The organism is Agarivorans albus, from assembly GCF_019670105.1.
Classification (GTDB): domain Bacteria; phylum Pseudomonadota; class Gammaproteobacteria; order Enterobacterales; family Celerinatantimonadaceae; genus Agarivorans; species Agarivorans albus.
This window is the reverse complement of record NZ_AP023032.1, coordinates 4,414,038-4,440,701: the sequence shown is the minus strand read 5'-3', so window position 1 is coordinate 4,440,701 and position 26,664 is coordinate 4,414,038. Positions and strand designations below refer to the sequence as shown.

The window sequence follows — 26,664 nt, the reverse complement described above, 5'->3', positions numbered from 1 at the left end:
CGCTAAGCGTCGGCTAACTTAATACAAATAAGGAATTGTACTAGGTGTTACTTGCTAAAAATGTGTTTGTTAACAATGTTTTCTAGCTCTTCTTGACGACCTGATACGTGTTTAGGGTCAATGTTGTCGCCAATGGCTTGAGTTGCTAAAGACTCTAGGCTGTAATCGCCAGTCATAATGGCTTTACCTAGGTCACCGCTCCAACCAGCGTAGCGATCTGCAACGATGTTGCTGATTTCTTGGCTCTCAATTAGGCTAGCGGCTTTCTCAAGTGCTAATGCACAAGTGTCCATTCCGCCAATGTGGCCGTGGAAGAAGTCGGCTGGATCGATACTTTGACGACGTAGTTTAGTATCAAACATTAAACCACCATCTTTAAAGCCACCAGAGCGCAGAATGTCGTACATTACTGGCGTCCACTCTTCAACACTGTTAGGGAATTGGTCAGTATCCCAACCCAGTTGCGCATCACCGCGGTTAGCATCAATAGAACCAAATAGACCTAGTGAAATAGCTGTCGCAATTTCGTGGTGGAAAGAGTGACCCGCTAGAGTTGCGTGGTTAACTTCGATGTTTACTTTCACTTCGTCTTCTAGACCGAACTGCTTCAAGAAGCCGTATACAGTAGCTGTATCGTAGTCGTATTGATGCTTAGTAGGCTCAGCTGGCTTTGGCTCAATTAAGATTGTGCCGGTAAAGCCAATTTTGTGTTTGTGCTCTACAACCATTTGGAACAAGCGACCTAACTGCTCACGCTCTTGGCGTAGATCGGTATTTAGCAATGTTTCGTAACCTTCACGGCCGCCCCATAATACGTAGTTTTCACCACCTAGCATTTTGGTTGCGTTCATAGCAGTAAAGATTTGGCTCGCAGCGTAAGCAAATACTTCTGGGTTAGGGTTAGAGCCAGCGCCAGACATGTAACGTGCATTTGAGAATGCGTTTGCTGTACCCCAAAGAAGTTTCATGCCGGTTTCGTCTTGTTTCTGAGCAAGAACGTCCATCATTACTTTCATGTTTTCAGCGTACTCTTTAATAGAGTTACCTGCTGGAGCTACGTCTACGTCGTGGAACGAGTAGTAAGGCGTGCCTACTTTAGAGAAGAAGTCGAAGGCTACGTCAGCTTTCATCTTAGCCATTTCAAGCGCGTTGCCAGGCTTCTGCCAAGGACGGTCGAAAGTGCCAGTACCAAAGATATCAAAACCATCCCAGCAGAAGTTATGCCAGTAACAAGCACCAAAACGTAGGTGCTCTTCCATGGTTTTACCCATGATTACTTTTTTCGCGTCGTAGTGACGGAACGCTAGTGGGTTAGTGGACTCTGGTCCTTCGTATGCGATTTTTTCAAACTGGTCAAAATATTGAGCCATGGAACTACTCCTAAAAAAGAATGCGTTTTCATCGGAGAACCAATCTCCTTCTGTGAGCTTATTGTTAGCCTTGCTTAGCTTTCTCTCAATTATGAAAAATGCAGACTTTTTTCAGCTATTTACTTTTCGTGCGCTAACTCGCGTTTTAAACAGCGCTTTTTTAGGAATTTTCAAAAAATCTGCAATAACATTGCGGGTGTGTGAAATTTCGTAATGCTATTTAGTGGTGTTTTAAGCGGTAAACACTGGATGAAAAGCTATTCATCTTATCTTGTATGGCATGAAACCCATGTTTGCCTAGCGGTAAATGCTGGTATGAGTTAATTGCAGCAATTCGTTGCGAGTGTTTGATTTATTGAGTGTATAAGGGCACTTAATCAGTGTTGCGCTTTAGTCCCGACAACGAGTAAGTATTGTCTAAGTATTTGTTTTGCACTTCGCTAATTGCACGGTTGAGGTCTTGCATAAAGCCGGGATGTTTTTCCAAGTAAGCCTTAGAAATGTAGATACCAAAGGGGGCGGAACGCTGTACAACTTCAATATATTCACCACTTACTAGGTTGGGGTGAACATGGCTACTTTTAAATACATCGGCCGACAAAAATGCGGCGTCTATGCGTTTTAGGTCAAACAGTAGCTGCGCAAGTTTAGCGACATTTTTTTGCTTGCCAACCACCTTGAAGTGATGAGTATTAAGCCAGCGTAAGGTATTGGTTCCTTCAATTGAGGCTACTTTTACATCGGTTTTAAAGTTGTTGGCGTCTGGATCGAAATAGCTGTCATAGCGGAAAAACCAACTCCAATTGTTGTAAACAATGGGCTTAGAAAACTCGGCGATTGCATCGCGTTGGCTGTTCTGAGATGCAAAGAAAAAACCATCGGCCACGCCGTATTGCACATCGCTAAGCGCGCGTTTGTAGTTGGGTACCGGGGCCATTTTGTAGGGCTGTTCCAGCACTTGCATGATTTTGTCGACCAGAAAATTACCAGCAGCTGGTTGCTCGTCACTGGCATAAGTATAAGGAGGAAAATTTGGATAAACTAAACGTAAGGGATCCGCTTTTACTTGGCTAACAAGCAAGCTTACGATAAGCGTTATCATTACCCTTGAGAATAGCTGCAAAAACAGTCCTTTTTAGTTTCTTTCAAGCCCCAACAACAAGTATAGACAGCTGTTTAAGATCAGTGGTTTAGCTAGAGTAAATACTTTGGTTTGGTGAGTTGAGTCTTACTTTTTCGGCTTTGCTTGTCAATTAACATCATTTAAAGATGAAAAAAAAGGCGCTGAATCATCAGCGCCTTTAGCTCGATAGGTAAAAATCTTAGCTATTGAGCAAGCTTAAGCTTTGGTCTACTACGTTTTCTACAGTAAAGCCAAATAGTTTGAATAGCTCTCCAGCAGGCGCCGATTCGCCAAAGCTTGTCATACCTACAGTTACGCCATCTAGGCCAACGTATTTGCCCCAGAAGTCGGCTTGTAGTGCTTCAACTGCTACACGAGCACGAACAGCTTTTGGCAGTACTGCTTCACGGTAAGCAGCATCTTGCTTGTCGAAACGCTCGGTACAAGGCATAGATACAACACGAACTTGCTTACCTTGCTCGCTTAGCTTAGCTGCCGCTTCAACGGCCAGCTCTACTTCTGAGCCAGTGGCGATAAGAATAAGCTCTGGGGTGCCACTACAGTCTTTAAGAATGTAAGCACCGCGATTAATCAACTCCAGTTGCTCACCGCTACGTTTTTGTTGAGCAAGGTTTTGGCGAGAGAAGATTAATGAACTCGGGCCATCAATACGTTCTACTGCATTGATCCAAGCCGCTGCTGATTCAACTTGGTCACAAGGACGCCATGTTTCCATGTTTGGTGTTAAACGTAAGCTAGCCACTTGCTCAACCGGTTGGTGAGTAGGACCATCTTCGCCAAGACCAATAGAGTCGTGGGTGTAAACAAAAATAGAACGTTGCTTCATTAATGCTGCCATACGTACCGCGTTGCGGGCGTATTCCATAAACATTAAGAAGGTGGCCGAGTAAGGAACAAAACCGCCGTGCAAAGCAATACCATTTTGCATTGCCGACATACCAAACTCACGTACACCGTAGTGTAGGTAGTTACCTGAGGCATCTTCTGCGCTTACTGATTTAGAGCTAGCGTGGAAGGTTAGGTTTGATGGTGCAAGGTCGGCAGAACCACCTAGCAATTCAGGTAAGATTTTACCAATTACATCAAGGGTGTTTTTAGACGCCATGCGGCTAGCAATGTTTGCTGGCTCGTTTTGCAAGCGTTGCAATAAAGCTTGAGTTTCAGCTTTCCAGTTTTCTGGTAACTGACCTTCTACGCGACGTGCGTATTCAGCAGCTAGCTCTGGGTAGGCTTTTTTGTACGCGGCAAACTTGTCGTTCCAAGCGTTTTCTTGCTCGCTGCCTTTAGCTTTGTTATCCCAAGCTTGGTAAACATCTGCTGGGATTTCGAACGCGGCGTGTGGCCAGTTTAAGAATTCGCGAGCCGCTTTAATTTCTTCATCACCTAGTGGTGCACCGTGACAATCATGCGAGCCAGACTTATTTGGTGAACCAAAACCAATAATGGTTTTAGTACAAATTAGCGTAGGTTTAGTGATGTCGGCTTTAGCCGCGGCAATTGCTGCGTTAATTTGTTCAGGATCGTGACCATCAACATCGCGTACCACGTTCCAGCCGTAAGCTTCAAAACGTGCCGGCGTATCATCGCTAAACCAGCCTTCAACGTGGCCGTCAATAGAGATGCCATTGTCATCCCAAAACGCAATTAGCTTACCTAAACCTAGGGTGCCGGCCAATGAACATACTTCGTGAGAAATACCTTCCATCAAACAACCGTCGCCCATAAAGGCGTAAGTGAAGTGGTCAACAATATCGTGACCATCGCGGTTGAATTGTGCGGCTAACATTTTCTCTGCTAGCGCCATACCTACAGCATTAGCAATACCTTGGCCTAGTGGGCCGGTAGTGGTTTCTACACCCGGTGCGTAACCATATTCTGGGTGACCCGGCGTTTTAGAATGCAATTGGCGGAAGTTTTTAAGCTCTTCAATTGGCAGTGCGTAACCGCTTAGGTGAAGTAGCGAGTACAACAACATAGAGCCATGGCCGTTAGACAAAATAAAGCGGTCGCGGTTGCTCCAACTTGGGTTGCTTGGGTTATGTGCTAAATGGTCGCGCCATAGTACTTCGGCAATGTCTGCCATGCCCATAGGTGCGCCAGGGTGACCCGACTTAGCTTGTTGTACACCGTCCATGCTTAAAGCGCGGATTGCGTTAGCGTATTGTTGACGAGGGTGAGTCATCTTTTATTTCCTAATAATTAATAAATCTTAAGCTTCTAGCGCTTCAATTAGCATGTTGTCTAGCTTCACTTGGTCAACTGCAAAGGCACGAATACCTTCTGCCAGCTTTTCAGTAGCCATGGCATCTTCGTTATGCGCCCAGTAGAATTCTGCTTCGGTCATTGCAGCAGGACGGTTTTTGCTAACACCTTTATCTTGTAGGCGAACGTCTAGTTGCGCTTCGGTTTGGTCTAGCTCTTCAAGTAAGGCAGGGCCAATGGTTAGGCGGTCACAGCCAGCTAGCTCTACAATTTCGCCAATGTTACGGAAGCTAGCGCCCATCACTACAGTGTTGTAGCCGTGGTCTTTGTAGTAGCTGTAGATTTCTGATACCGAGATAACACCCGGATCTTTAGCGCCAGCAAAGTCTGCGTTAGCGTCTTTAGCTTTGTACCAATCAAGAATACGGCCAACAAAAGGTGAGATAAGGAATACGCCAGCTTCGGCACAAGCGCGGGCTTGGGCAAATGAGAACAACAACGTAAGGTTACAGTTAATGCCTTCCTTCTCTAGTTGCTCAGCGGCGCGAATACCTTGCCAAGTAGAGGCTAACTTAATCAATACACGTTCTTTGTTGATGCCGGCCGCTTCGTAAAGCTCAATTAAGCGGCGTGCTTTAGCAATGCTGGCTTCGGTGTCAAATGACAAGCGTGCGTCTACTTCCGTAGAAATGCGACCCGGTACTAACTCAAGTACCTTACAACCAATGGTTACTACCAGTTTGTCGGCAGCCATTTCGATTTGTTCGGCTTGGTCGTTTGATTGGGTTTTAGCCCAGTCGGCTACGTCTTTAAGTAGGCTTGAGTACTCAGGTAAACCTAAGGCCTTAACAATTAACGATGGGTTTGTGGTGGCATCTTCAGGTGAGAATTTGCGCATTGTGTCTAAGTCGCCGGTATCGGCAACAACCGTGGTGTATTGTTTTAGCTGTGTAAGTAGAGAACTCATAAGATGTATAGACCCTTGTAATGAAAACTAATTGTGCGGCTTGTTTGGCGAGCCTTCATTATTGGTTGAAGGTCATTGACCAAAGCTAAGCTTCATGTCCGTATTAAAGTGCCAGACTGGCAATTAAGCGCAATTACGCTTTTTTTAGCGCTAATGTTGAATTTTCGCAGCCCTGATCCAGATCACGCTTTATTAAGCATTTTGTTGAATTGGGCCACGCAAGCTTCATGTTGCTGTCACACTCCCTTGCATGGTGCGCTGATTTGTTGAAAAAAGAAACGCATCACCACCGCAGAGTTTTAATAACAGTGATGATGTTTTTTTGATCTTCACCAGATCTGTTGGGTTAAGTTTTTACCAAACCCTCAGCTCTTAGTTGTGCTACGGAATAGCGTAAATACTCAACAAGCTAGGCTATCACTGCGCTTACTCGCTTATAGTGGCAGCTAATTATGCCAGCTTGATGAAACTAAGCTTGCTCGATTAACTCTTCGGTATCTTCAATAAGTGGAGCTAGCTCTCGGTTTGTTACACCTTTTTGTTCGCGCAACATGCCTGGCGTCATGTTCCAGCGTTTCTTAATTGCGCAAGACAAATACTGCGGGCTACTAAAGCCCACCACTTTAGCTATCTCACTTAAGGTTTGCTCGGTATCCACCAATAGCTCTAGCGCCAAATTAAGCTGGGTGTCGAGCAAGTAAGCGTGCAGCGACATGCCTAGTTCTTCATGGAATTTGTTGTCGATTGCGCCACGAGAGCAGCCTAGTTCAGCCAGAATTTGTTTTACCTTGATATTGCCTTGGTTAATTCGAATAAGGCTTAACGCGCCCCGAACTAGGTTGTCTTTAAAATGGAAAAAGTCAGTAGAATCGCGGCCAATAACCCGTTCAGGTTGCACAAAGTGATGGCGTTTAACTAAGTTTTTGCCGTCCATTAGCGGCTGCAGTAGTGAGGCGGTCAAATACCCCATGGCACGGGTACCTTGGCGAACCGAAGTTAAAGTAGGCAAGCTTAAGGTGCAGTTCAGTTCGTCATCGTCTATCCCCATGATAGAGACTTCTTCGGGGATGTTTATTTTAGCCTGCTGGCAGGCGTAGCTTAGTTGGCGAGCGCGCACATCGTTGGCAGCAATGATCCCTACTGGCTTAGGTAGGCGGCTGAGCCAATCAACTAAACACTGTAAGTCACTGTCCCAGGTATCAATGTTGTCTTTAGCGCTAAACTGGCTATAGGCGCATTGGTTACGCTCACACCAATCACGCAGCAGCTGCTCGCGGTTGGCCGACCAGTCATTAAAGGGGCGGTTGGGGTAACCACAAAATGCTAAATGGGTATAACGGCGCATTTTTAAGAAACGTGCCGCCATATTGATGATCTGTTTATTGTCAGACATCACCACCGGATAATCTTGCATGGTATTCGCTACGGTTTCGCTACTGGCAATGCCCACTACTGGAATATTTCGAGACTTAATCGCATCGCGAATTTCTGGGTGGTCAAAGTCGGCAATTACGCCATCACCCTGCCACTTACTAAAATCGTCCACCGAAAATAGATTTTGTTCTCCAATGAACAAACTCCAAGGAGCGCCATTTTTCACAAATGACGATATACCGGTAATGATGCCTCGGTCGTAAGCCATGTTAGCGTTCAAAAGAAGCGCTACGCGATAGTTCTTTGCCATAGTATTTGTCTTCCGTATTACTACGTTCAATGGGCCGGGGTGAGCACATGTGATAAATGCGGATTTATCAGATGTGTTCACTTAGCTGGCAGAACAGCCATAGCAAGGCTATGGCTGTTCGTTGGGTTTATTGCTTAAAAAAGTGGTGCTAGTTTTGGGTAAAGCGCTTGGTAAGTTTCGCGGCGCTTAGCGTAAACAGCATGGCGCTCGGCATTCACTTGGTGAACTTCAACTAACTCTGGCACTGGGCAAATGGCGGCTAGATCTGGGTTCTCGGTTACCCCTAGTTGGGCTAAACGTGCAGCACCTAGTGCAGGGCCTACTTCGCCGCCTAAGCGGTAACTGACTGCTTGGCCAAATACGTCGGCCAGCATTTGACGCCAAAACTGACTGCGCGCACCACCGCCAATTAAGGTGATTTCTTCTGGTTTTAAGCCCGTTGCATGCAATGCGTCTAAGCCGTCGGCAAAGGCATAAGCCACGCCTTCTAGGACCGCACGGCATAAATCTAAGGGGCCAGTTGAATGGGTCATGCCAAAGAATACGCCCCTGGCTTCTGGGTTATTGTGCGGAGTACGCTCACCTGATAAGTAAGGTAAAAAGTACACTGGGTTATCACTTTCTGGCGCGGCTTCTACGGCGGCTAACATGCTAGGTACGTCTGCTTGGCCGGTTAAGTTAACTACCCAATCTAAACACGATGCGGCGCTAAGGATGACCGACATTTGATGCCAAGCACCCGGTAGTGCGTGACAGAAGCTATGTAAGGCTGATTCGGGGTTGCTTAGGTAACCGTCACTTACAGCAAAGTAAACACCAGAGGTGCCTAAAGACAACATCGCCTGGCCAGGCTTAGTAATGCCTACACCTACAGCGCCAGCTGCGTTATCGCCACCACCTGCTACTAATGGCACGGCGGGCATGCCCCAGCGCTCGGCGAGTTCTGCTTTAAGGTTACCGGTAACTTCGCTGCCTTCAAATAGCTCAGGCATGTGTTCACGGCTAAGGCCAGTGGCCGCTAGAATGTCATCACTCCAGTCGCGTTTGGCTACGTCTAACCACATGGTGCCGGCCGAATCTGACATATCAGAGGCAAAGTTGCCCGACAGCAAGTAACGCAAGTAATCTTTAGGCAGTAGTACTTTGTCTACCTTGGCAAAAATTTCCGGCTCGTTTTGCTTAACCCAAAGCAGTTTAGGCGCGGTAAAACCTGGCATCATCAGGTTGCCAACAATATCGCGAGAATTAGGCACTGCGCGCTCTATTTCTTCACACTGAGCTGCACTGCGGCCGTCGTTCCATAAAATGGCTGGGCGTAAAATTTCGCCTTGGGCATCCAGTAAGGTAGCGCCATGCATTTGGCCACTTAGGCCAATCGCTTTAACTTCCGCTAGCGAGTGCTGTTTGCTTAATGCGCTAAGTGCATCTTGAGTGGCTTGCCACCAGTCTTGCGGAGCTTGCTCAGACCACAACGGTGCAGGACGAGATACTGTTAAGCTTTCGGTGGCTTGGCTTAAAATGTCACCGTTTTCAGCCTGCAGCACAACTTTTACTCCAGAGGTGCCTAAATCAATACCGATATACATAGAAGTTCCTTATTGGACGCGAGCTGCTCGGCGAAACTACACTGTAATTAAGCGGCAGCAAAAGTGTTTTAAATATGAGCTCATCCTGCCGCGGATTGGAAACTTGGCTCAATTACGAAAATTACCAGAGGAATAGCGTTTTTCCATGGCGTGCCTGAGTTCACAGTTTCGTTTGAAATGTGCATGATCATAATCACATTACGATTTTTCACAGTAGCGTTCGGCTCTTTTTTTTTAGATATTAAATTAAATCTTGATTGGCACCGTGCTTTTAGGAGCCCCACATGTTTGATAAACGTTTCAAAATTACATTGTTATTTAATGCAAATAAGGTTTATGACCGTCAGATCATTAAAGGTATTGGCGATTACTTACAGGCATCACAATGTGATTGGGATATATTTCTAGAGGAAGATTTTCGCTGTCGGATCAGCAAACTACAACATTGGGTAGGCGACGGCATTATTGCCGACTTCGACGACCCTGAAATTGAAAAAGCCTTAACTGGCCTACGTGTGCCAGTAGTGGCTGTGGGCAGCTCTTACGAAAACCCAGAGCAATACCCCGATTTTCCTTACGTGGCCACCGATAACCGCGCTTTGGTTAATTCAGCCTACGAGCACCTAAAAGCCAAGGGTTTAGAGTACTTCGCTTACTACGGCATGCCACCTAATGAGGGCAACCGCTGGGCGATGGAGCGTGAAGCTATTTTCCAGCAACTGGTAGCAGGTGATGGTTACGAGTGCGCGGTTTACCGCGGCATGGAGACCACGCCAGAGTCTTGGCAGTATGCAATGAACCGTTTAGCGGATTGGATTCAATCTATGCCTAAGCCGGTAGGCATTGTTGCGGTATCTGATGCGCGAGCGCGCCACTTGCTGCAAGTGTGTGATCACTTGGGGATCATCGTGCCAGACAAAGTGTCAATTATTGGTATTGATGATGAAGACTTAACTCGCCATTTAAGCCGAGTATCTTTGAGTTCGGTGGCGCAAGGTTGTCGTAAAATGGGCTTCCAAGCGGCCAAGCTATTGCACCGCCAACTACAAGGGCAAGAATTACGTAAAGTGCGTGAGCTGGTTGGCCCAGAGCAAGTGGTTGAGCGCCAATCTACCGATTACAAAGCGCTAAAAGACCCTTACGTTATTCAAGCTATGCACTTCATTCGCCATAACGCCTGTAAAGGCATTAAGGTTGAGCAAGTATTAGATTATGTAAAAGTCTCGCGTTCAAACTTAGAAAAGCGCTTTAAAGATGATATTGGCCACTCGGTTCACCAAGAAATTCACTGTGCCAAGTTAGAACAAGCCATGAGTTTGTTGCGTAATACCGAGCTTTCCACCTCCGACATTGCGGAGCTATGTGGTTACCCTTCTTTGCAATACATGTATGCGGTATTTAAGAAAGACCTTGAGTTAACACCTAAGGCTTACCGTATTAGTAAACAAGAGCAAGAAGAATAGTCAGCAGCAACGGCGCTTTGGCTTGAGTCAAAGCGCATTTCCTTTTAAGCTCAAGGCTGTTTGCTGGTTGGTATAAAAGGAGAGCTGCACTTGTCGAAGATTAATAATGTTGCCATTGTAGGTGGCACCCACGGTAATGAATTTAGTGGGGTGTACTTAATAAATAAATGGCAGCAACATCCTCAGCTTATTGCCCGTCCTAGCCTCAAAGTAGAAACTGTATTTGCCAACCCTAAAGCGCATGGTGAAAATAAACGCTACATTGATGCTGATTTAAATCGCCAATTTAGCGCCAGTAACTTGGCTGATTTTAGTTTGGCCAATTATGAGCAATCACGCGCTAAAGCGTTGCACCAGCAGCTTGGGCCTAAATCGAAACCGAACATGGATTTGGTTATCGACTTGCACAATACCACCTCTAACATGGGACCTACCCTTATCTTGTTAGAGCAAACACCTTTCTACAAACAACTTGCCGCTTACGTCACTATGCAGATGCCAGAAGCCGTGGTGTTTCTCGATGAACCGGAAGAGGATATGAGTAATCACCGCTTCCTCGCAAGTTGTGGTAAATATGGCGTTTTAATTGAGGTAGGGCCGCAGCCGCAATCGGTGTTGCGCCAAGATGTGCTGGAGCAGATGGAGCAAATGACCGGGCATATTCTTGATTTTGTAGAGCTGTATAATCAACAAGATTTGCCTGAGCTACCCAAACAAGTTGAAGCCTTTTTGTATCTCGATAGCATTAAACTGCCGCTTAACGACAAGGGTGAACGACTAGCGATGGTGCACAGCAATGTGCAAGACAATGACTACCAGCCAATTAATACTGGTGACCCTATTTTTAGAACCTTTATGGGCGAAGACATTTGTTATCAAGGCGAGAAAACAGTATATCCAGCGTTTATTAACGAAGCGGCTTATTACGATAACGACTTAGCCATGTCCTTGCTGGATAAAGTGTATTTGGAGCTTGAGTAACACCGCTTAACAAGAGCGCTAATTTGGCGCTCTTGTTAGTTGCTTAACTGCGCACTCACCATCTTTATTATGTAGCTTTTCTCTAAGGGTTTTCCTGCCATTATTTGATGGTTTAGCAAACCCAGCATAAGCGTGTAAAGGCTATCTTTAGCTTCTTCTGATACATAGCTTGCCAGAAGCTCTAAGTAGTTCTGATTAGCCAGTTGCATGCATGCATCGCTGGCCACATTTTCCTCACCAATCACTTCAATATAGTCGGCAACAAGTTGCATTTCTTTGAAGAATCGCGGCGCCATTTGCCGAAATATAATGACAAAGTTTTCTAAGCGCTGTTCAAGCTTGGCCTGGGGCACTAATGGGGCATCAATTAGCGCCGATGCATCAACACTTACAATGGCTTCGGTGGCTGCAATAAAAAGCTGATCTTTGCTTTTGTAGTAGTGATAGACAGCGCTTTTGCTCATGCCTAGTTGTTCACACAGTTGGCGCATTCCAATATTTTTGTAGCCATATTCGAGAAATATCTCTGTGGCTTTTAGCGCAATCTCCTTGCGCTTTTCATCGTGATTTATCAGCTTTGGCATTTGATTCTCTAGCTCTTTGTTACGTCTAGCACTATAACATGGGTTATTTTTTTAGACCACTCGGACAAAATAAGACTTTACCTTTGCATCGATTGGTTTTATTTTAAAAAGACCGGTTGGTCTAAATAAGGTGAAGGTTATGAATATTGATTGGCAGCTACCCGAATTGAGAGCTGGCTTGAAGGGGAAAATTGACAGCTTTATTGGTCCTGGTGCTACTGATGCGGAGAAAGCTTTGCAACTGTATGTACCTTTTATATCGAGCGCAGCTCTGCTGTTGTGGGCATGGCACGGCGAGCTGGGATGGAGTGTAATTCAGTTTGTTGTGGCGGGTATTCTTGCGGTTGATATTGTTGGCGGCATCATTACTAATGCTACTTCTAGTGCTAAGCGCTGGTTTCATCGCGATGGACAAGGCTTTAAACAACATATGAGTTTTATAGCTTTGCATTTTGTGCAGCTAAGCCTATTCAGTTGGGCTTTTTTGCAGGTGGATGTGTGGTGGGTTTTGCTAACCGGTACTTATATGCTTGTCGCTTGTGCGTGGGTATTAAAAACGCCGCTGTATTTGCAGCGTCCGGTGGCCTTGATCTTGTATTCGTTTGCGCTAGTAATTGGCTTAGCTGTGTTTGATGCACCGCCGGGATTAGCGTGGTTTCTACCTTTGTTTTATCTCAAACTACTCATTAGCCATATATTGCGAGAAGAGCCTTATCGCCCTGACTTATTTGGATGTGGATTATCAAGCCAATTTGAATCTTCTGTTAGAAGCGGAACGAGCGGCGGTCAGTAAATTCATTTATGTCTCGGCTTTTAATGCTAAAAAGTATCCGCAAGTGCGTTTGTTGGCGGCAAAAGAGAAGTTCGCCAAGCGCTTATTAAGCTCTTCATTGCTGCAAGGCTGTGTGCTTAGGCCAAATGGATTTTTCTCCGATATGGCAGAACTGTATCGTATGGCAGCAAGCGGGAAAGTGTACATGTTTGGCAATGGCGAGGTGCGAGCTAATCCGATCCATGGCAAAGATCTAGCAAGATTTTGCATCGATGCAATAGCTCGGAGTGAATCAGAATTAGACGTAGGCGGACCTGAAGTATTGTCGATGAACCAGATGACTCAACTGGCATTTGAAGCGCAAAACAAGCCATCAAAATCGATTAAGCTTCCAGATTTTATCCGGCGCATTGCTCTTAGTATTGTTAAGCGACTCCCAGAGAAATGGGGCGGGCCAGCAGAGTTTTTTCTTACAGTGATGGGGCAAGATTCTATCGCGCCCGCTTTTGGACAATATACCCTAGGTAATTATTATCGTGATGAGCTAAGTGCGAAAACAAAACCACAAAGGGTTTAATTTTAGTGCGTTAAGCAACAATGTCGTTTTGCTTAAAGAAAGCGTTGGCGATTCGTTTTATGCTGCTAGCCTTGTGTTGATTTATTAATAGGTAAATACCCATGTTAATTACATTCAGATGTAAAGCTTACGCAAATGTCACCATGTTTGGCGATATTGGTTTAGCGCTGTTAAAAATGATGGGACACAGTGGCAGTGTGCCGGGAGCTATACGGGCCGAAGATGTGGCTGAAGCATTAAGCCAGTTAAAAGCTGAGCTAGAGCTTGCTGCACAAGCTCAGGCAGAACAATCTAACGCTGATGAGAACGACGCCGAATTGGAACCTGTGATTAGTTTAAATACTCGTGCTCAACCTTTAATTGAATTACTCAGCTCAGCGCTTAAAAAACAGTGTGACGTTATGTGGGATAGCTGATAGCTAAGTTTAGCGGCGCGAAAATGCTCCTATTTAGTGACCTGATGTGCTGTAAGTTAATGAAAAATAACTCTTAAATTATAGTCTTATTTTTAAGCAAAATAACTCTAGCGCGAGGCAAGTTTTAGGCGTAATATCGCGGCGTCTTGGGGAGTAGTTGATGAAAATTTGCATGTCGTCATCCCGTTAGGTGTCTTACCTATCCGGCATGCGAAGGTACCGAGAGGTATCTCGACGAGACCAACACAAAGGTGCTTAGCCAAAAGGTTAAGCGTGTTTGTTTGTGAAGGTCTAGGCATTATCCCATAAAGACTAGATCCTTTGCCCCTGAGGATCAGTAATGAACTCTATCACTTACTTTGTATTTGCACTCGCCACCTTGGCGTTGGTGCTAGTGGATGTTTGGCAAACTCGAAATGGCAATATCAGCCTTAAAAAAGCCGCTCTGTGGAGTGTGTTTTGGTTTGCCTTAGCTATGGTGTTTGCCCTTTCTATACTGTGGTGTTGGCAGTGGTATGCGCCAAACAGTAGTTATAGTCCGCAACAGGCGGCAATTGCTTTTAGCACTGGTTACTTATTAGAAAAGTCGCTAAGCGTAGATAATCTATTTGTATTCACTGTGATATTTTCCCAGTTCAAAGTACCCGCTGAGTTGCGCCCTCGTGCTTTGTTGTGGGGAGTGATTGGTGCACTGCTGTTACGCAGTGTGATGATTGCCGTTGGCAGCCAATTGTTAGCAAGCTTTCACTGGGTACTGTATGTATTTGCGGCCTTTTTAGTGTGGACAGGCATACAGCTAGCCCTGCCAGAAAAGTACTCCAATAACCAGGTTCAAACAAATAAGCTGCTGGCGAAGATATTGCCAGTGACCGACCAGTATCATGGCCATGCCTTTTGGGTGAAACGGGATAACAAATGCTGGTTTACTCCTATGGCCAGTGTGATTAGCGCCATTGCTATGATGGATGTGTTGTTTGCGTTGGACTCAATACCGGCTATTTTTGCGGTGACTCAAGAGCCATTTTTAGTATTAGCCGCTAACGTATTTGCCTTGTTGGGCCTACGTTCCTTGTTTTTTGTATTGCAGGGCATGATAGATAAGTTTGTATATTTACGCCCAGCATTGGCAGTAATCATGGTGTTTATTGGGGTGAAAATGGCTTTAGTTGAGACGGTATGGGCAATCCCTACAGCAGTGTCTTTGATTGTCGTTTTACTGGTGATGGCTAGTGCAGTATTGGCATCAATTCAGCGAAATAAGCGAGTAAGTGTTTCGTTAAACTAAATAACAAGAAACCCGCCTTGAAGCGGGTTTTTTGTTGGTGAATAGCGGTTATGTTTAGCGCTGTTTACGTCTAAACATTAGACCGGCAAAAGCTAAACCGAAAATAGCTAAAGTGCTAGGTTCTGGTACCGAAGTCACAGGAGAAAATGAGCTAACATCAAAGGCCACTTCGTTAATGTTACTTGAGTTACTGTGGACAGATAGATGTTCAATTCGGACGTAGCGGCCAACACCATCTAGCAAATCAAATACTTGACCAGTAGCTTGGTCAAAGTTGGCGGTGAAAGAGCCTAAATCAAGCGCGCTAGAAAACGCTGCGTTATCGTCAATTAACACTCTGAAATCTTTAACACCAAAGATGAAATTAGCATTCCATAGTGCAAAACGGTGAAGGTTATAAACTGCACCTAAGTCAAAATCGGTATAGCCTAAGGTATCGGTTGCGCCCCACCACTGGTGCGGTGCGGTATTGATAACCGATTGGCTACTTGGATTGTAGGTATCAAAGTCAGTTACACCACTTACAAAGGTAGAATTAAGGCCCGATTGATCAATCGTATTGTTAATATCTCCAGCAAAGCGAGTGCCCATATTAGTACTAACATCTACTGCCGAAAGAATCACGCCAGCTTGCGCCGATAGGTTGGTAAGTAATCCAAATACTAAACTACACAGTATTAACTTAGCTTTTTTCAATTTCTTTATCCCTTGTTTGGCTAAAAATCACATCTTTAGATGTGATTTCGTCAGCAATTTTTAAGCCAATAAAAAATTACTTTTATTTCATGGCTTTATGCCATTTGACATATGATTGAGAAAAAAGATGTAAAGGAATCTGACGTGCTACTTTTGGGGTAAGTTGATGATTTGGATGCACATAAGTAGATGGTAGCACTACGGCTTACGGCAGCCTAAAACCAGCGCTTCCATTTAAATATGGCAATTAGTGATACTGCAATTAGCAACATTGTGCCAAGCAAAATGAAGTAGCCATGTGGGTGATGAAGTTCGGGTATCACTTCAAAATTCATTCCGTAAATGCCGGCTAAAAAACTTAAAGGGACAAAGATGGCGGTAATTAAGGTTAATACCCGCATGGTGTTGTTAAGTTTGTGCGAACTTATCGACAAGTAACCATCCACTAAATCACCGCAAATGTCGTAATACATGCTGCTAAGGCTATGCAAACGTTCGAAGCGCTCGTGTAAGTCTTGCAGCACCGGTTGGTCTATCGCTATGTTGTTTACACTTTGTTCTTGCTCGAGGTGCAGTAGTTTTTTACTTAGGCTGAGGTGGTAACTAAAAATTCGGTTGAGTCGAAGAATGTCGGTTTTATAGCGAGTAATTGTGCTGAGCAATTGGTCGTCTCCGTGACTACTTAATTGCTCTTCTAATTCACTTAGTTGGTCTTCAAACTCTAGCAACTGGTTTAAATACAAGGTTGAGGCACTGTGCATTATCCGGCTGGCTAAACTTAATGGGTGCTGTAAGTATTTATGAAAGGGCTGTTGTAACAGGCTTTCTATGCCCTGCGACTGACCATCGTGCAGAGTAATGAGATAGTTTTTGCCTACAAACATGGCCAGCTGCATATGCTCAAATTTTAAATCACCAATACAGTGCTGAATGCCTCGATAAAGCATGAATATTTGTTCGTCAAACAGCTCTATTTTCGGTGGGTGGCGAGGACGAAAAGTATCGATTATTGCTAAAGGGTGGCACGTAAAGCGCTTAAGTAATTGCTCGGCCTTGGCATGGCTAAAGCTGCTCAAGTCAATATCAATCCAGATAGTGCCTGCTTCTTGTTCTAACCATGGACCAATTTGCTGCTCGTCGCTCTGTATCGGCGCTTCGCCTTTATGGCTTAACCAAGTTCTAATCATTGTGTGCCTTTTAGCTATTGAGTTGCATTTTTTGTGGGAGGTTTAGCCCATTAATAATAGTGAGGCTAGGCCAAGAAAAGCCACAAAACCTACGATGTCGGTCACGGTGGTTAAAATTACCGAACCGGCAACGGCTGGGTCAATCTTCATTTTTTTAAGTATAAATGGAATCATTGTGGCAGACGCTGCTGCGGCCAGGCTATTGAGAACAATGGCCACAAAGATAACTGCACCTAAAGCGGCAGATTTAAACCACAGGCTAACCACTAGAGCGATGACCAGACCCAAGACTAAGCCGTTGAATGCGGCAATCTTTAACTCTTTGTTAAGTAGAAGCTTTAGGTTACTTTGCTGTAAGTGATTAAGTGCTATACCGCGTAAGGCTACCGCCAAGGTTTGGCTGCCTGCAATACCGCCCATGCTGGCCACCACCGGCATTAATATCGCCAGTGCCACTAGTTGTTGGAGCGCTCCTTCAAATAAGCCAATTACCCATGAGGCTAAAAACGCTGTGGCTAAATTGGTGGTTAGCCAAATCGCGCGCATTTTGGCGGCGGTAGGCACAGGAGTAAACAGATCTTCTTCATCGGATGGTGTATCGATAATCGCAACATCTAAACTGCGCTCTTGTAGCCATTGCACTATGTTGGATAAGGCAATTGCACCGACAATTTTTCCGTCTTTTTGTACTGGGTTCCAAGCATGGCCTGGCACCATGTTCAGAGATAAGGATACATCGGCCAGCATTTGCTGGTGGTCAAATACCTCAATGTTCTGGCTAAGCTCGGTAAGTTTAGTAGTGTCGGCAGAGTTGGCGATGTCGGTCATGCTGCAAGCACCCTGAAACTGCCCTTGGGCATCCACCAAGTATACTGCCACATGCTTGTCGGTTTGGGCACTTAAGCGCTGCTTGATTCTTCCTACTGTTGAATTGGGGCGTGCACGTAGTATGTGAGTATCTACATAACGGCCAATTTGCTCATCATCGTAACTTAGCGCATCTTGCAGTTGTGCCGCGCTAAGCTCGTCTTGTTGCTCAAGATAAGCCTCCACCATCGATTCAGGAAGAAAATCGGCAAACTCAACAATTTCGGTATCGCTAATGGTTTGCTGTAGCGCGTTTAGCTGTGATTGATTAAATAGCTCGAAGAAGTGTTTAACGGTTTCATATTGCATGAGATGCAATATGTCCCAGTAACGCTCTGTCGCTAGCTGAGGCCAAATGTGTTGACGATAGTTGTCGGGTAAAGACTCAAGCAAATTAGCCAATACCGCATTGTCGTATTGGCTTATAAAGCTGAGTTCGGCAGCGGGCAGCTCTTGTTCAAGAACGTCCAAAACGCGGCGAAGCGCCGCATCATGATGACCATCAAAGGTTTGTTGGTTCGAGCTTGCTAGGTTTTCGCTGGTCATTGGCTAAGTCCTTGTGTTTACGGCTTATTAAGTGCTGGTATTCCTTATTTTGGCGCTGGTTAGTTAATGTTAACTGTTTACCAGAAAGCTTTGAGCAGGGTCTACCAACACTTTATCGCCCATGCCTTGTCGACCTAACAGCATTAAGTAGGTCATGTCTTGGCGGTTACTTAAGGTTATCTCAATGGGCCAAATGTGTTCGCCCAGCTGAAAACGCGTTTGTATAACGTAACGTTGCTCCACGTCACCATTAGATGACTTGATTTTCCTGGTGTCGTAAATAGGTGCACTACAACGGCAAACTTGTTCCAGGTTATAGATGTCTGGGTGCAAATCAAAGCTAATGTGCGGTTTGCCATTAACTTTAATTTGCTCCAGATTGTCTACATGTAAAGCCGAGGTTTTTGCCCCAGTATCAACTCTAACCGGTAAATCATTAATGCCTAAGTCTGGCAAGTTACAGGTTTCTAAGTTGCCAATTACCAGTTTATTCACCGCTTACTTCCTCTTCGTAACCTTGCGCTTTTGGTTTGGAATCTACAGCGCGAGTAGGTTGGTGCTCACCAATGACCACGGCTTTTTGAAAGACCATGGCATTTGGAAAGGTGAGCTTAGAGCCATTTTCGGCCAGCAAAATAACGTGGAACAAGGTGATTTCTTCTAAACGCCCTTCAACTGAGTTATCGCCATCTAGGATCTTAACTTGGTTACCAACCCGGTAAGGAAAAAAGAAAAACACAATAATACTGGCGGTGACATTGCTTAAAATCGACCACTGAGCAAACAAGGCTACGCCAATAACGGCAAATACCGAGGACAAAAATACCCCAAAATCATTAAAGCCTAGATCGCTAATCAGACTAACCACCAGTGCTAATATTAATACTAGAGCACTACGCAGCACCCAACTTACATAGTGGATCCGTGTTTTAGCAATATTGCGTGCTGCTCCGTAGTTAAGCACCAAAGTATTTACTTTGCTTTGCGCGACATAAAAAATCGCAAATGCTACAACGATTAGTAAAAAGGTATTAATACTCATTGTTTAGCTTCTCCTATTGAGGATGTTGAACAGCGTTGATAACAGGGTTTATGGACTCTTGCCAGTTCTCGATCTGTTCGGCAACTTCATCTTGTTCTGCCCCAAAATACGCAAGGTGATACATCGCATCGCCCTCCTGTACTAAGGGAATATTTTGCTTGCCGATCACAATGCCCGAGCGCTTTGCCTTCACTTTACTGATTAGCTCACCAAAAGGGCTATTTATTTCGGCCAGAATATCACCTGCTTCAACCAAGTCGCCTAGCTGGGTTGTTTCACTCACTATGCCGCTGGCAGATGCGCGTAACCACGCACTGTTATAGGCAATGTACGGTGAGGTTTTTTTAGTGCTACGGCGTTTTTTAACCATGCCTAAATGCGACAGTACTTTTAATATTCCTTTCACGCCGCTTTGAATCGATAACTCATCAAAACGCAGTGCTTCTCCAGCTTCGTAAAGCAGGATCTTGGTGTTGTTATCTACCGCCGCTTCGCGTAACGAGCCATCACGTAAATCGGCATTAAGCAACACCGGCACGCCAAAGGCCTCGGCCAATAACTTAGTTTCGGGGTCTTTCAGGTTAGCTCTAATTTGCGGCAAGTTAGAGCGATGAATCGCACCGGTGTGTAGATCTATCCCATAGTCACAATGAGCGACAATTTCAGTTAAGAAAATATGCGCCAAACGCCCGGCCAACGAGCCTTTTTCTGAGCCAGGAAAGCAGCGATTTAAGTCGCGCCTGTCTGGCATATAACGGCTTTGATTAAGCACCCCATAAATATTTACCATTGGCACAGCAATTAAGCAGCCTTTGGTGATTTTAAAGCTTGGCGATCGAGTTAAACGGCGAATTATCTCAATGCCATTTAGCTCATCGCCATGCACTGCCGCGCTTACAAATACCGTTGGGCCTGGTCGTTTGGCACGGGTAATTAGCACTGGAATCGAAATATTCGTGTCGGTATATAACTTGGCCACAGGGATTTCGATATGTTTTTGCTCTCCCGGTTTTATTTCTGTTCCAGCGATAATCATGTTTTTTGCCTCATTGTTTGACGCTTGGCTTTTTAGCCTTTTCCACGGGTTTTAGTGGCAAAAGGTTTCGCGTTTTTTTCTATAAATTCAAATACCATACCAGCCACATCTTTGCCGGTGGCGGTTTCTATGCCTTCTAAGCCAGGAGAGGAGTTTACTTCCATTACCACTGGCCCGTTGTTTGACTGCAAAATGTCTACACCACATAAGTTTAAGCCCATAGCTTTAGCAGCATTTACCGCCGTGGCGCGTTCTTCTTTACTTAAACGCACTAGCTGAGCTGCGCCGCCTCGGTGTAAGTTTGAGCGAAACTCGCCTTCTGCAGCTTGGCGTTTCATTGCTGCGACTACCTTGCCGCCTACGACTAAACAACGAATGTCGGCACCGCCAGCTTCTTTAATAAACTCCTGAACCAAGATATTGGCTTTTAAACCCATAAACGCTTCGATCACGCTTTCGGCTGCCTTGTTGGTTTCGGCTAACACTACGCCGATACCTTGGGTGCCTTCTAGCAGTTTAATCACAAGCGGAGCACCGCCCACGTTTTTGATTAGATCCTGAATTTTGTCAGGTTTGCTGGCAAAACCAGTGCGCGGCAAGCCAATGCCCTTACGCGACAATAACTGTAGCGAACGCAATTTGTCACGCGAGCGGCTAATCGCCACCGACTCGTTAACACAAAAGGTGCCCATCATTTCAAATTGACGTACCACCGCGGTGCCATAAAAGGTAATTGATGAGCCAATTCGCGGAATGACTGCATCGTACTTGGGTAGCACTTCACCGTTATACCGTACCGTTGGTTTGCTACTGGTTATGTCCATATAGCAGTGCAAGGTATCGATAATGTCTACTTGGTGCCCACGAGCTTCACCGGCTTCTTTTAAGCGGCGGGTGGAGTAGAGGTTTTCGCCTCGAGATAAAATTGCTATACGCATTGTTCAGTCCTAATGGTTAAAAGTTCAGCCTGTTTGCTAATCATCTTCAGTGATAAATGTTTCATCTTCATTTTCAAAATTGTCAGTAGTTGATTTACAACGACTGTGTAAGGTGTGAAAACGTCGACGAGTTTGTGCCAGCTTTTTGTACTTCATCCAGAGCTTCTCAAGCTTGCTTTCTGGCTCTAGCTGCTGGCTACATACCAATAAAAAACGCTGTTCTTGGTTGCCTTCTGGCAGTAATTCTCCGGCATCTATGGCGCGCATGGTTTCGCCGTATAAGCTTAGTAACTCCGCTTCAAGCAAAGTGAAATCGCCTGATTTACGAAAGCCATGTTTAAAGCGTTTGTCGTCATAAAAACGTTTGTTGCCAAAGCGAAAATCGATAATCATGAGGTCACTCCAACTGAGAATTAAGGCTGTTTAAGCAGCGGGATAAGTTGGCTGCAAGGTAGTGATTATTGGCGAAACAAGAAAACGAATTGTTTTTGTCGTAACAACAAAATTTGTTTGTTAACCTCAGCTTAGCTGGGGAGGCGTAAGTAAATGGATGTAAAAGTATTCCGAACGTTCTTGGAAGTGGCCAAAGAAAAGCATTTTGGGCGGGCTTCAGAGAATTTGTATATTACCCAAGCGGCAGTGAGCGCCCGAATTAAGCAGTTAGAAAGCTATTTCGATACCCAGCTTTTTATTCGAGACCGCAATGCCATCAAACTCACCAGCTCCGGTGAGCGTTTAATTACTTACGCGGAAAATATGGTGCGAACCTTAGAGCAATCTAAGGCAGAGTTATTACTTAGCAAAGCTCATGCAATTCAACTTGCTTTAGCGGGGACGCCGAATAGCTGGGATGCCTTTTTGCAACATGGCTTAAGTGTGGTTACCGAGGTGTTTACCGGTTATGCGTTTAGCGCAGAAACCATGGGGCGTGAGCAAATGCACCGCGCATTATTAGAGCGCACTTTAGATATTGGGGTGGGTTTTGACGCCCTAAAATCTGATGAACTGGCAAGCAGCCAAGTGGCCCAACTATCATTGTTATTGGTGTCCACCACACCGCAGTTGCAGCAGCAAGCGCTAGAAAAGGGCTATGTGTATGTAGATTGGGGCAGTCGCTTTGCCTCAGAACATGCGCTGCGCCATAGTAATACTGCTCCGCCTTTCTTGCGTACTTCTACTGGCCGTATCGCTCTAGATTTTATTCTAGAAAAAGGTGGTGCTTGTTACTTGCCTGAGTCGATGGTAGCTCCGTTTATCGATAGCCAGCAGTTATGTTTGGTTGAAGACGCCGAGCCTTGGCTACGGCCTGTGTATCTAAGTTATCGCAAAGACTCTGCTGCGCTTGAGCAAATCAAGCAGGTGGAAACACTGTTGGATAACAGTGAGCCCACCAGTCCGTTTGTGTTGCAACAAGCCGGAGATACTCCTCCTGCCGAGTAACTTAACTCTGCATAGGGGCGGTTAAGGTGAAGTCGATTAAGCTGTCTTTAGGCAGCTCGATGTCATTGCCTTGAGTTATGACCGAAGCTCCTACACCTACTTTAGCACCATTTTTAGCGCCATCGCTGCCGTTAATTAAACCACCAATAGCTGCCGCTCGAGCGGTTTTTCCCACAGTATCTCCTGCGGTATTACTGCCACTTGAACTTAATACATCGGTTTGAATGTCGTGCATTTGGTCGTTGATGCGAATATTGGTAAGGGTAATGCTCATACTGGCTGAACCTGCTAAACGACCCGCTTTTTTAACTTCACTTAATTGGCCATAAACGGTACTACCTCGTGGTGCTACTAAGGCATCTCCGGCCATTAGGTCGGCTTCTAACACCGCCGTAAATCGCTGGCCGGTTTCATGCTGGCGAGTATTTACGCCCTCGCTCATACGTACCGTAAGCATGGTACCTGCAGGCACGGTTACAGGCTCTTGGTTAGCCTCGGTATTTGCCGCTGCGCTAGTTTGGTTGGTTTCAGTAAAGCTACTAATGGTGGTGCCATCTTCCGGGGTATCACCAAAACTAATATTTTGCACCTGTTCAGTTGGCAGCTTTACTTCAATACCATGCATGTCTAAAACCAGCTCGTCAGCATTTTGCGACACAATGGCACCTTGGATGGAGCGGCCATCTTTTAGCTGTACCGTAGCGGCATGAGCTGAACTTGAAATAAGGCCAGCGAAGATAAGTGCGTAAAGGGAAGCTTTAATTTTCATTGAGTGTTTCCTGCAATGGACTGGTTAAGTTGAGCCCATTGTAGGTAAGCTTAAGTGGCTTAAAAATCCACCAAGGTGAAATCCATTGTTTCACCAAATGGACTAATTAAGGTTGTTTTGCCAAAAGGCCTGCACTTTGTCGATAAACACTGCGACTTTGGCGGGAAGAAATTGTCGCGAATGATAAATAGCGTAAATGTAACCACTAAGTTGTTGCGGCTGAGCATAGGCTTTAACTAAGCGCCCTTGTTTAATTAACTCTTTTGATAGAATATCCGGCACTAGTGCGATCCCCTTATCTTGCAAGCATAAATCTAAACCTAGGTCGGGGTTTTGAACGCTAAAAAATGGCGAGACAGGCTGTGATATTAGTTCGTTGTTATGTTCAAATCGCCAAGAATGAGTGGGCGCTTGTGACACTGAGTTAAAGATAATGCGGTGTTTATCTACGTCACTGGGTACTTGAAGTAGCCCATTTTTAGCAATGTAAGTGGGGCTGGCGTAGTAGTCATATTTTATGGTGGCTATTCGCCTCGCAATCAGTGAAGAGTCTTTAGGTTCATCCACATGAAACATAATGTCGTAGCGGGTTGAGGTTTGCTCTTCTTGGCGCCCTTCGCTGCTGTATGCTTCAAACTTAAGCTCTGGGTATTGGTTGATCATCTCAATCACTACCGGCCAAAAAATGCGTAACAGAGTATTGGGGATGAAGATGCTTAAGGTGCCGCTGGGGTGCTGGTTTTGTTGCTGGGTGTTTTGTTCTAGCTGTTTAGCTTGGTTTAGCAATTCTTCACAGCCTTTTAGGTAATTAATACCCACTTCAGTCAAACTTAAGCTGCGGGTTGTGCGGGCTAACAGCTTTACTCCAAGGTGTTTTTCTAGATTGGTGATACGTCGACTAATGGTTGATTTGGGGATGTTGGTAAAGTCTGCCGCCTTGGTAAAACTGCCTTGTTTTGCCAAGTTAACAAATAACTCCATGTCGTCTAAATTCATCGCTGCCTCCTTACCCTGCTAGTTGTTCCATTATATGCAACAGTGCGGTGAGTGCTTAGGTTTTTTATTAGCTTTGTGCATGCCTTCAGTAAATAAATATTTGGTGTAAGCCTTGGTGCGTAACGATTTGTCGTTTATTGGTCAGTAAGGCTGCGCATATTTGACAAAGTACGCTACAGTACAAATGCGAGTTAATTCGTTGTAACACCAAGATTTATTACAAGGAATGTCTAGATGTTTAGTTTTTTTGAAGGGCTCACCGTTCCATTTCCAAAACAAGAGCCTAAACAACCACCTAAAGGTTTATATCAATTCTGTCGTCACTATTGTGCTGGCATGGGTAAGCCTTTGTTATTTATGTCGGTGGTATCGGCCTTAATTGCTATTTGCGAAGTTGCTTTGTTTGGTTTTATGGGGCAATTGGTTGATTGGCTGGGCACTAAAGATCCCGCTACCTTTTTCAGCGAAGAGGCTGCAACCTTATGGATGATGGGGCTCACCTTGTTGGTGGTAATGCCGCTGCTGATCTTGCTGGATTCTCTGTTGATTCACCAAGCCTTGTTGGGCAATTTCCCAATGGCGATTCGCTGGTCGGCTCACCGTTATTTGCTGCGCCAGAGCGTGTCATTTTTTGCTAATGACTTTGCCGGACGAGTAGCCACTAAAGTTATGCAAACCTCACTAGCTGTGCGCGAAACAGTGATGAAGCTGCTCGACCTGATGGTGTACATCTTGGTTTATTTTGCCGCCATGGTGGTACTGGTGGCACAAGCCGATATTCGACTCATATGGCCGATGTTACTGTGGCTTTGTGCTTATATTGGGGTGCAGTTGTACTTTGTGCCTAAGCTAAAACGCATTTCTACCGAACAGGCTAATGCCCGCTCATTAATGAGTGGTCGAATTGTTGATAGCTACACCAACATCGCAACGGTAAAGCTGTTTTCGCATAGCCAACGTGAAGCCGATTATGCCCAAGAAGGGATGGACGCTTTTTTGGTTACCGTGCACAAACAAATGCGTTTGGTGACTGGCCTTAACTTTTCGGTGCAACTGTCTAATTACCTGCTTACCTTTGGTATTGCTGCTTTGTCTATTTACTTGTGGACCTTGGGCGATGTATCGGTGGGCGCTATTGCAGTAGCGATTGCCTTGGTATTACGCCTTAATGGTATGGCGCAATGGATTATGTGGGAAATTGGTTCTTTGTTTGAAAACATTGGCACCGTGGCCGATGGCATGACTACCTTAACTACCAAGCAAACTATTACCGATAAAAAGGATGCCAAGCCAATTAAGGTGACCGAAAGCCGCATTCATTATCGCGATATTCGCTTTCACTACGGTGAGCAAAGTGGCGTGATTGATAAGCTTAACTTGCAAATTAAAGCGGGTGAAAAGATTGGCCTAGTAGGGCGTTCGGGTGCCGGTAAAACCACCTTGGTTAATTTATTGCTGCGTTTTCATGATGTGGAAGGCGGCGCTATTTTGATCGACGATCAAGATATTAGCCAAGTGACCCAAGATAGCCTGCGAGCGCAAATTGGTATGGTGACGCAAGATACGTCGCTACTGCATCGCTCGGTGCGCGACAATATTTTGTATGGGCGTCCCGACGCAAGCGAAGAGCAAATGATTGAGGCTGCCAAGCAAGCTAAAGCCCATGAGTTTATTTTAAGCCTTAGCGATCAAGACGGTCGTACTGGTTACGACGCCCATGTAGGCGAGCGCGGAGTTAAGCTTTCGGGCGGTCAGCGCCAGCGAATTGCGATTACCCGGGTACTGCTAAAAGATGCGCCTATTTTAGTCTTAGACGAAGCGACTTCGGCGCTAGATTCTGAAGTAGAAGCGGCAATTCAAACCAGTTTGAATCAGTTGATGGAAGGTAAAACGGTGATCGCAATTGCGCACCGCTTATCAACGATTGCCGCCATGGACCGTTTAATTGTGCTAGATAAAGGCGAGATTGTAGAGCAAGGCAGCCATGCCGAGTTAATCAAAGGTGACGGTATTTATAGTCAGCTTTGGGCACATCAAACTGGTGGTTTCTTGGGTGACTAAGCCTGATTGCTAGTTTTGAAAAGCCAGCAGAGATGCTGGCTTTTTTGTTGTACAG

The 26,664-nt window shown here is 45.3% G+C and carries 25 protein-coding genes; 8 read left to right on the top strand and 17 right to left on the bottom strand.

Translation table 11 applies throughout. From position 1 onward, the window contains the following. Window positions 1–47: 47 nt before the first annotated feature. The 6 genes from xylA to xylB form a co-directional block, all read right to left on the bottom strand. The gene (xylA, locus tag K5620_RS20065; protein WP_016401994.1) at window positions 48–1,370 is read right to left on the bottom strand and encodes a xylose isomerase; all 1,323 of its coding nucleotides are present in this window, start codon (window positions 1,368–1,370) and stop codon (window positions 48–50) included. Window positions 1,371–1,743: 373 nt separating this feature from the next. Continuing rightward, window positions 1,744–2,493 carry a type 2 periplasmic-binding domain-containing protein gene (locus tag K5620_RS20060; RefSeq protein WP_016401992.1) on the bottom strand — a complete coding sequence of 250 codons (750 nt, stop codon included), beginning with the start codon at window positions 2,491–2,493 and terminating at the stop codon, window positions 1,744–1,746. Between the two features lie 199 nt (window positions 2,494–2,692). Continuing rightward, window positions 2,693–4,696: a transketolase gene (gene tkt / locus K5620_RS20055; RefSeq protein WP_016401991.1), complete on the bottom strand. Its 2,004-nt coding sequence runs from the start codon at window positions 4,694–4,696 to the stop codon at window positions 2,693–2,695. A gap of 27 nt (window positions 4,697–4,723) precedes the next feature. Beyond that, the gene (gene tal / locus K5620_RS20050; protein WP_016401990.1) at window positions 4,724–5,683 is read right to left on the bottom strand and encodes a transaldolase; all 960 of its coding nucleotides are present in this window, start codon (window positions 5,681–5,683) and stop codon (window positions 4,724–4,726) included. Between the two features lie 469 nt (window positions 5,684–6,152). Continuing rightward, on the bottom strand, window positions 6,153–7,367 hold the full coding sequence (locus tag K5620_RS20045) for a XylR family transcriptional regulator (RefSeq protein WP_016401989.1): 1,215 nt from the start codon (window positions 7,365–7,367) through the stop codon (window positions 6,153–6,155). A gap of 134 nt (window positions 7,368–7,501) precedes the next feature. Further along, the gene (gene xylB, locus K5620_RS20040) at window positions 7,502–8,953 is read right to left on the bottom strand and encodes a xylulokinase (protein WP_016401988.1); all 1,452 of its coding nucleotides are present in this window, start codon (window positions 8,951–8,953) and stop codon (window positions 7,502–7,504) included. 284 nt (window positions 8,954–9,237) lie between these two features. Here xylB and K5620_RS20035 point away from each other — a divergent pair, with 284 nt between their 5' ends. Both K5620_RS20035 and K5620_RS20030 read left to right on the top strand, forming a co-directional pair. Then, on the top strand, window positions 9,238–10,416 hold the full coding sequence (locus K5620_RS20035) for a XylR family transcriptional regulator (protein ID WP_016401987.1): 1,179 nt from the start codon (window positions 9,238–9,240) through the stop codon (window positions 10,414–10,416). 90 nt (window positions 10,417–10,506) lie between these two features. Further along, entirely contained in the window at window positions 10,507–11,397 is an 891-nt protein-coding gene (locus K5620_RS20030; RefSeq protein WP_016401986.1) for an aspartoacylase, read from the top strand. Between the two features lie 35 nt (window positions 11,398–11,432). Here the strand turns inward: K5620_RS20030 and K5620_RS20025 are convergent, their stop codons facing one another. Continuing rightward, on the bottom strand, window positions 11,433–11,981 hold the full coding sequence (locus K5620_RS20025) for a TetR/AcrR family transcriptional regulator (protein WP_016401985.1): 549 nt from the start codon (window positions 11,979–11,981) through the stop codon (window positions 11,433–11,435). A 139-nt stretch (window positions 11,982–12,120) separates the two neighbouring features. Between K5620_RS20025 and K5620_RS20020 the strand changes: the two genes are divergently transcribed. From K5620_RS20020 to K5620_RS20005, 4 genes are all read left to right on the top strand, one after another. Further along, complete coding sequence (locus K5620_RS20020) at window positions 12,121–12,774, top strand: hypothetical protein (protein ID WP_016401984.1); 654 nt, start codon at window positions 12,121–12,123, stop codon at window positions 12,772–12,774. Further along, window positions 12,716–13,330: an SDR family oxidoreductase gene (locus K5620_RS20015; RefSeq protein ID WP_221077423.1), complete on the top strand. Its 615-nt coding sequence runs from the start codon at window positions 12,716–12,718 to the stop codon at window positions 13,328–13,330. The genes K5620_RS20020 and K5620_RS20015 overlap by 59 nt, the downstream gene beginning before the upstream one ends. A 101-nt stretch (window positions 13,331–13,431) precedes the next feature. Beyond that, window positions 13,432–13,746 carry a DUF1840 domain-containing protein gene (locus K5620_RS20010; protein WP_040307216.1) on the top strand — a complete coding sequence of 105 codons (315 nt, stop codon included), beginning with the start codon at window positions 13,432–13,434 and terminating at the stop codon, window positions 13,744–13,746. A 340-nt stretch (window positions 13,747–14,086) separates the two neighbouring features. Beyond that, window positions 14,087–15,031 carry a TerC/Alx family metal homeostasis membrane protein gene (locus K5620_RS20005; protein ID WP_016401980.1) on the top strand — a complete coding sequence of 315 codons (945 nt, stop codon included), beginning with the start codon at window positions 14,087–14,089 and terminating at the stop codon, window positions 15,029–15,031. Window positions 15,032–15,085: 54 nt separating this feature from the next. On the opposite strand, the gene K5620_RS20000 is transcribed toward K5620_RS20005, so the two are convergent. The 8 genes from K5620_RS20000 to K5620_RS19965 form a co-directional block, all read right to left on the bottom strand. Then, the gene (locus tag K5620_RS20000) at window positions 15,086–15,727 is read right to left on the bottom strand and encodes a PEP-CTERM sorting domain-containing protein (protein ID WP_016401979.1); all 642 of its coding nucleotides are present in this window, start codon (window positions 15,725–15,727) and stop codon (window positions 15,086–15,088) included. Window positions 15,728–15,942: 215 nt separating this feature from the next. Then, window positions 15,943–16,914: a magnesium transporter CorA family protein gene (locus tag K5620_RS19995; protein WP_016401978.1), complete on the bottom strand. Its 972-nt coding sequence runs from the start codon at window positions 16,912–16,914 to the stop codon at window positions 15,943–15,945. 42 nt (window positions 16,915–16,956) lie between these two features. Further along, a complete protein-coding gene (locus K5620_RS19990) occupies window positions 16,957–18,327 on the bottom strand; it encodes a magnesium transporter (RefSeq protein ID WP_016401977.1) in 1,371 nt (456 codons plus the stop codon). Window positions 18,328–18,396: 69 nt separating this feature from the next. Beyond that, window positions 18,397–18,822, bottom strand: coding sequence for an ATP-dependent zinc protease family protein (locus K5620_RS19985; protein ID WP_016401976.1), 426 nt, complete (start codon window positions 18,820–18,822; stop codon window positions 18,397–18,399). Continuing rightward, window positions 18,815–19,369, bottom strand: a complete 555-nt coding sequence (locus K5620_RS19980) for a mechanosensitive ion channel domain-containing protein (RefSeq protein WP_016401975.1) — start codon at window positions 19,367–19,369, stop codon at window positions 18,815–18,817. The genes K5620_RS19985 and K5620_RS19980 overlap by 8 nt, the downstream gene beginning before the upstream one ends. Before the next feature lie 13 nt (window positions 19,370–19,382). Beyond that, complete coding sequence (locus K5620_RS19975) at window positions 19,383–20,405, bottom strand: succinylglutamate desuccinylase/aspartoacylase family protein (protein ID WP_221075133.1); 1,023 nt, start codon at window positions 20,403–20,405, stop codon at window positions 19,383–19,385. A 32-nt stretch (window positions 20,406–20,437) separates the two neighbouring features. Next, window positions 20,438–21,343: a 30S ribosomal protein S6--L-glutamate ligase gene (gene rimK, locus K5620_RS19970; protein WP_016401972.1), complete on the bottom strand. Its 906-nt coding sequence runs from the start codon at window positions 21,341–21,343 to the stop codon at window positions 20,438–20,440. A gap of 36 nt (window positions 21,344–21,379) precedes the next feature. Then, the gene (locus K5620_RS19965; protein ID WP_016401971.1) at window positions 21,380–21,736 is read right to left on the bottom strand and encodes a MaoP family protein; all 357 of its coding nucleotides are present in this window, start codon (window positions 21,734–21,736) and stop codon (window positions 21,380–21,382) included. A 153-nt stretch (window positions 21,737–21,889) separates the two neighbouring features. Here K5620_RS19965 and K5620_RS19960 point away from each other — a divergent pair, with 153 nt between their 5' ends. Then, complete coding sequence (locus tag K5620_RS19960; RefSeq protein ID WP_016401970.1) at window positions 21,890–22,783, top strand: LysR family transcriptional regulator; 894 nt, start codon at window positions 21,890–21,892, stop codon at window positions 22,781–22,783. Between the two features lies 1 nt (window position 22,784). Here K5620_RS19960 and K5620_RS19955 read toward each other — a convergent pair whose 3' ends face one another. Together K5620_RS19955 and K5620_RS19950 are read right to left on the bottom strand one after the other, a co-directional pair. Beyond that, window positions 22,785–23,552 carry a hypothetical protein gene (locus tag K5620_RS19955; RefSeq protein WP_016401969.1) on the bottom strand — a complete coding sequence of 256 codons (768 nt, stop codon included), beginning with the start codon at window positions 23,550–23,552 and terminating at the stop codon, window positions 22,785–22,787. 102 nt (window positions 23,553–23,654) lie between these two features. Beyond that, the gene (locus K5620_RS19950) at window positions 23,655–24,548 is read right to left on the bottom strand and encodes a LysR family transcriptional regulator (protein WP_016401968.1); all 894 of its coding nucleotides are present in this window, start codon (window positions 24,546–24,548) and stop codon (window positions 23,655–23,657) included. Between the two features lie 234 nt (window positions 24,549–24,782). On the opposite strand from K5620_RS19950, the gene K5620_RS19945 reads away from it, so the two are divergent. Further along, window positions 24,783–26,609: an ABC transporter ATP-binding protein gene (locus K5620_RS19945; protein WP_016401967.1), complete on the top strand. Its 1,827-nt coding sequence runs from the start codon at window positions 24,783–24,785 to the stop codon at window positions 26,607–26,609. Window positions 26,610–26,664: the final 55 nt, after the last annotated feature.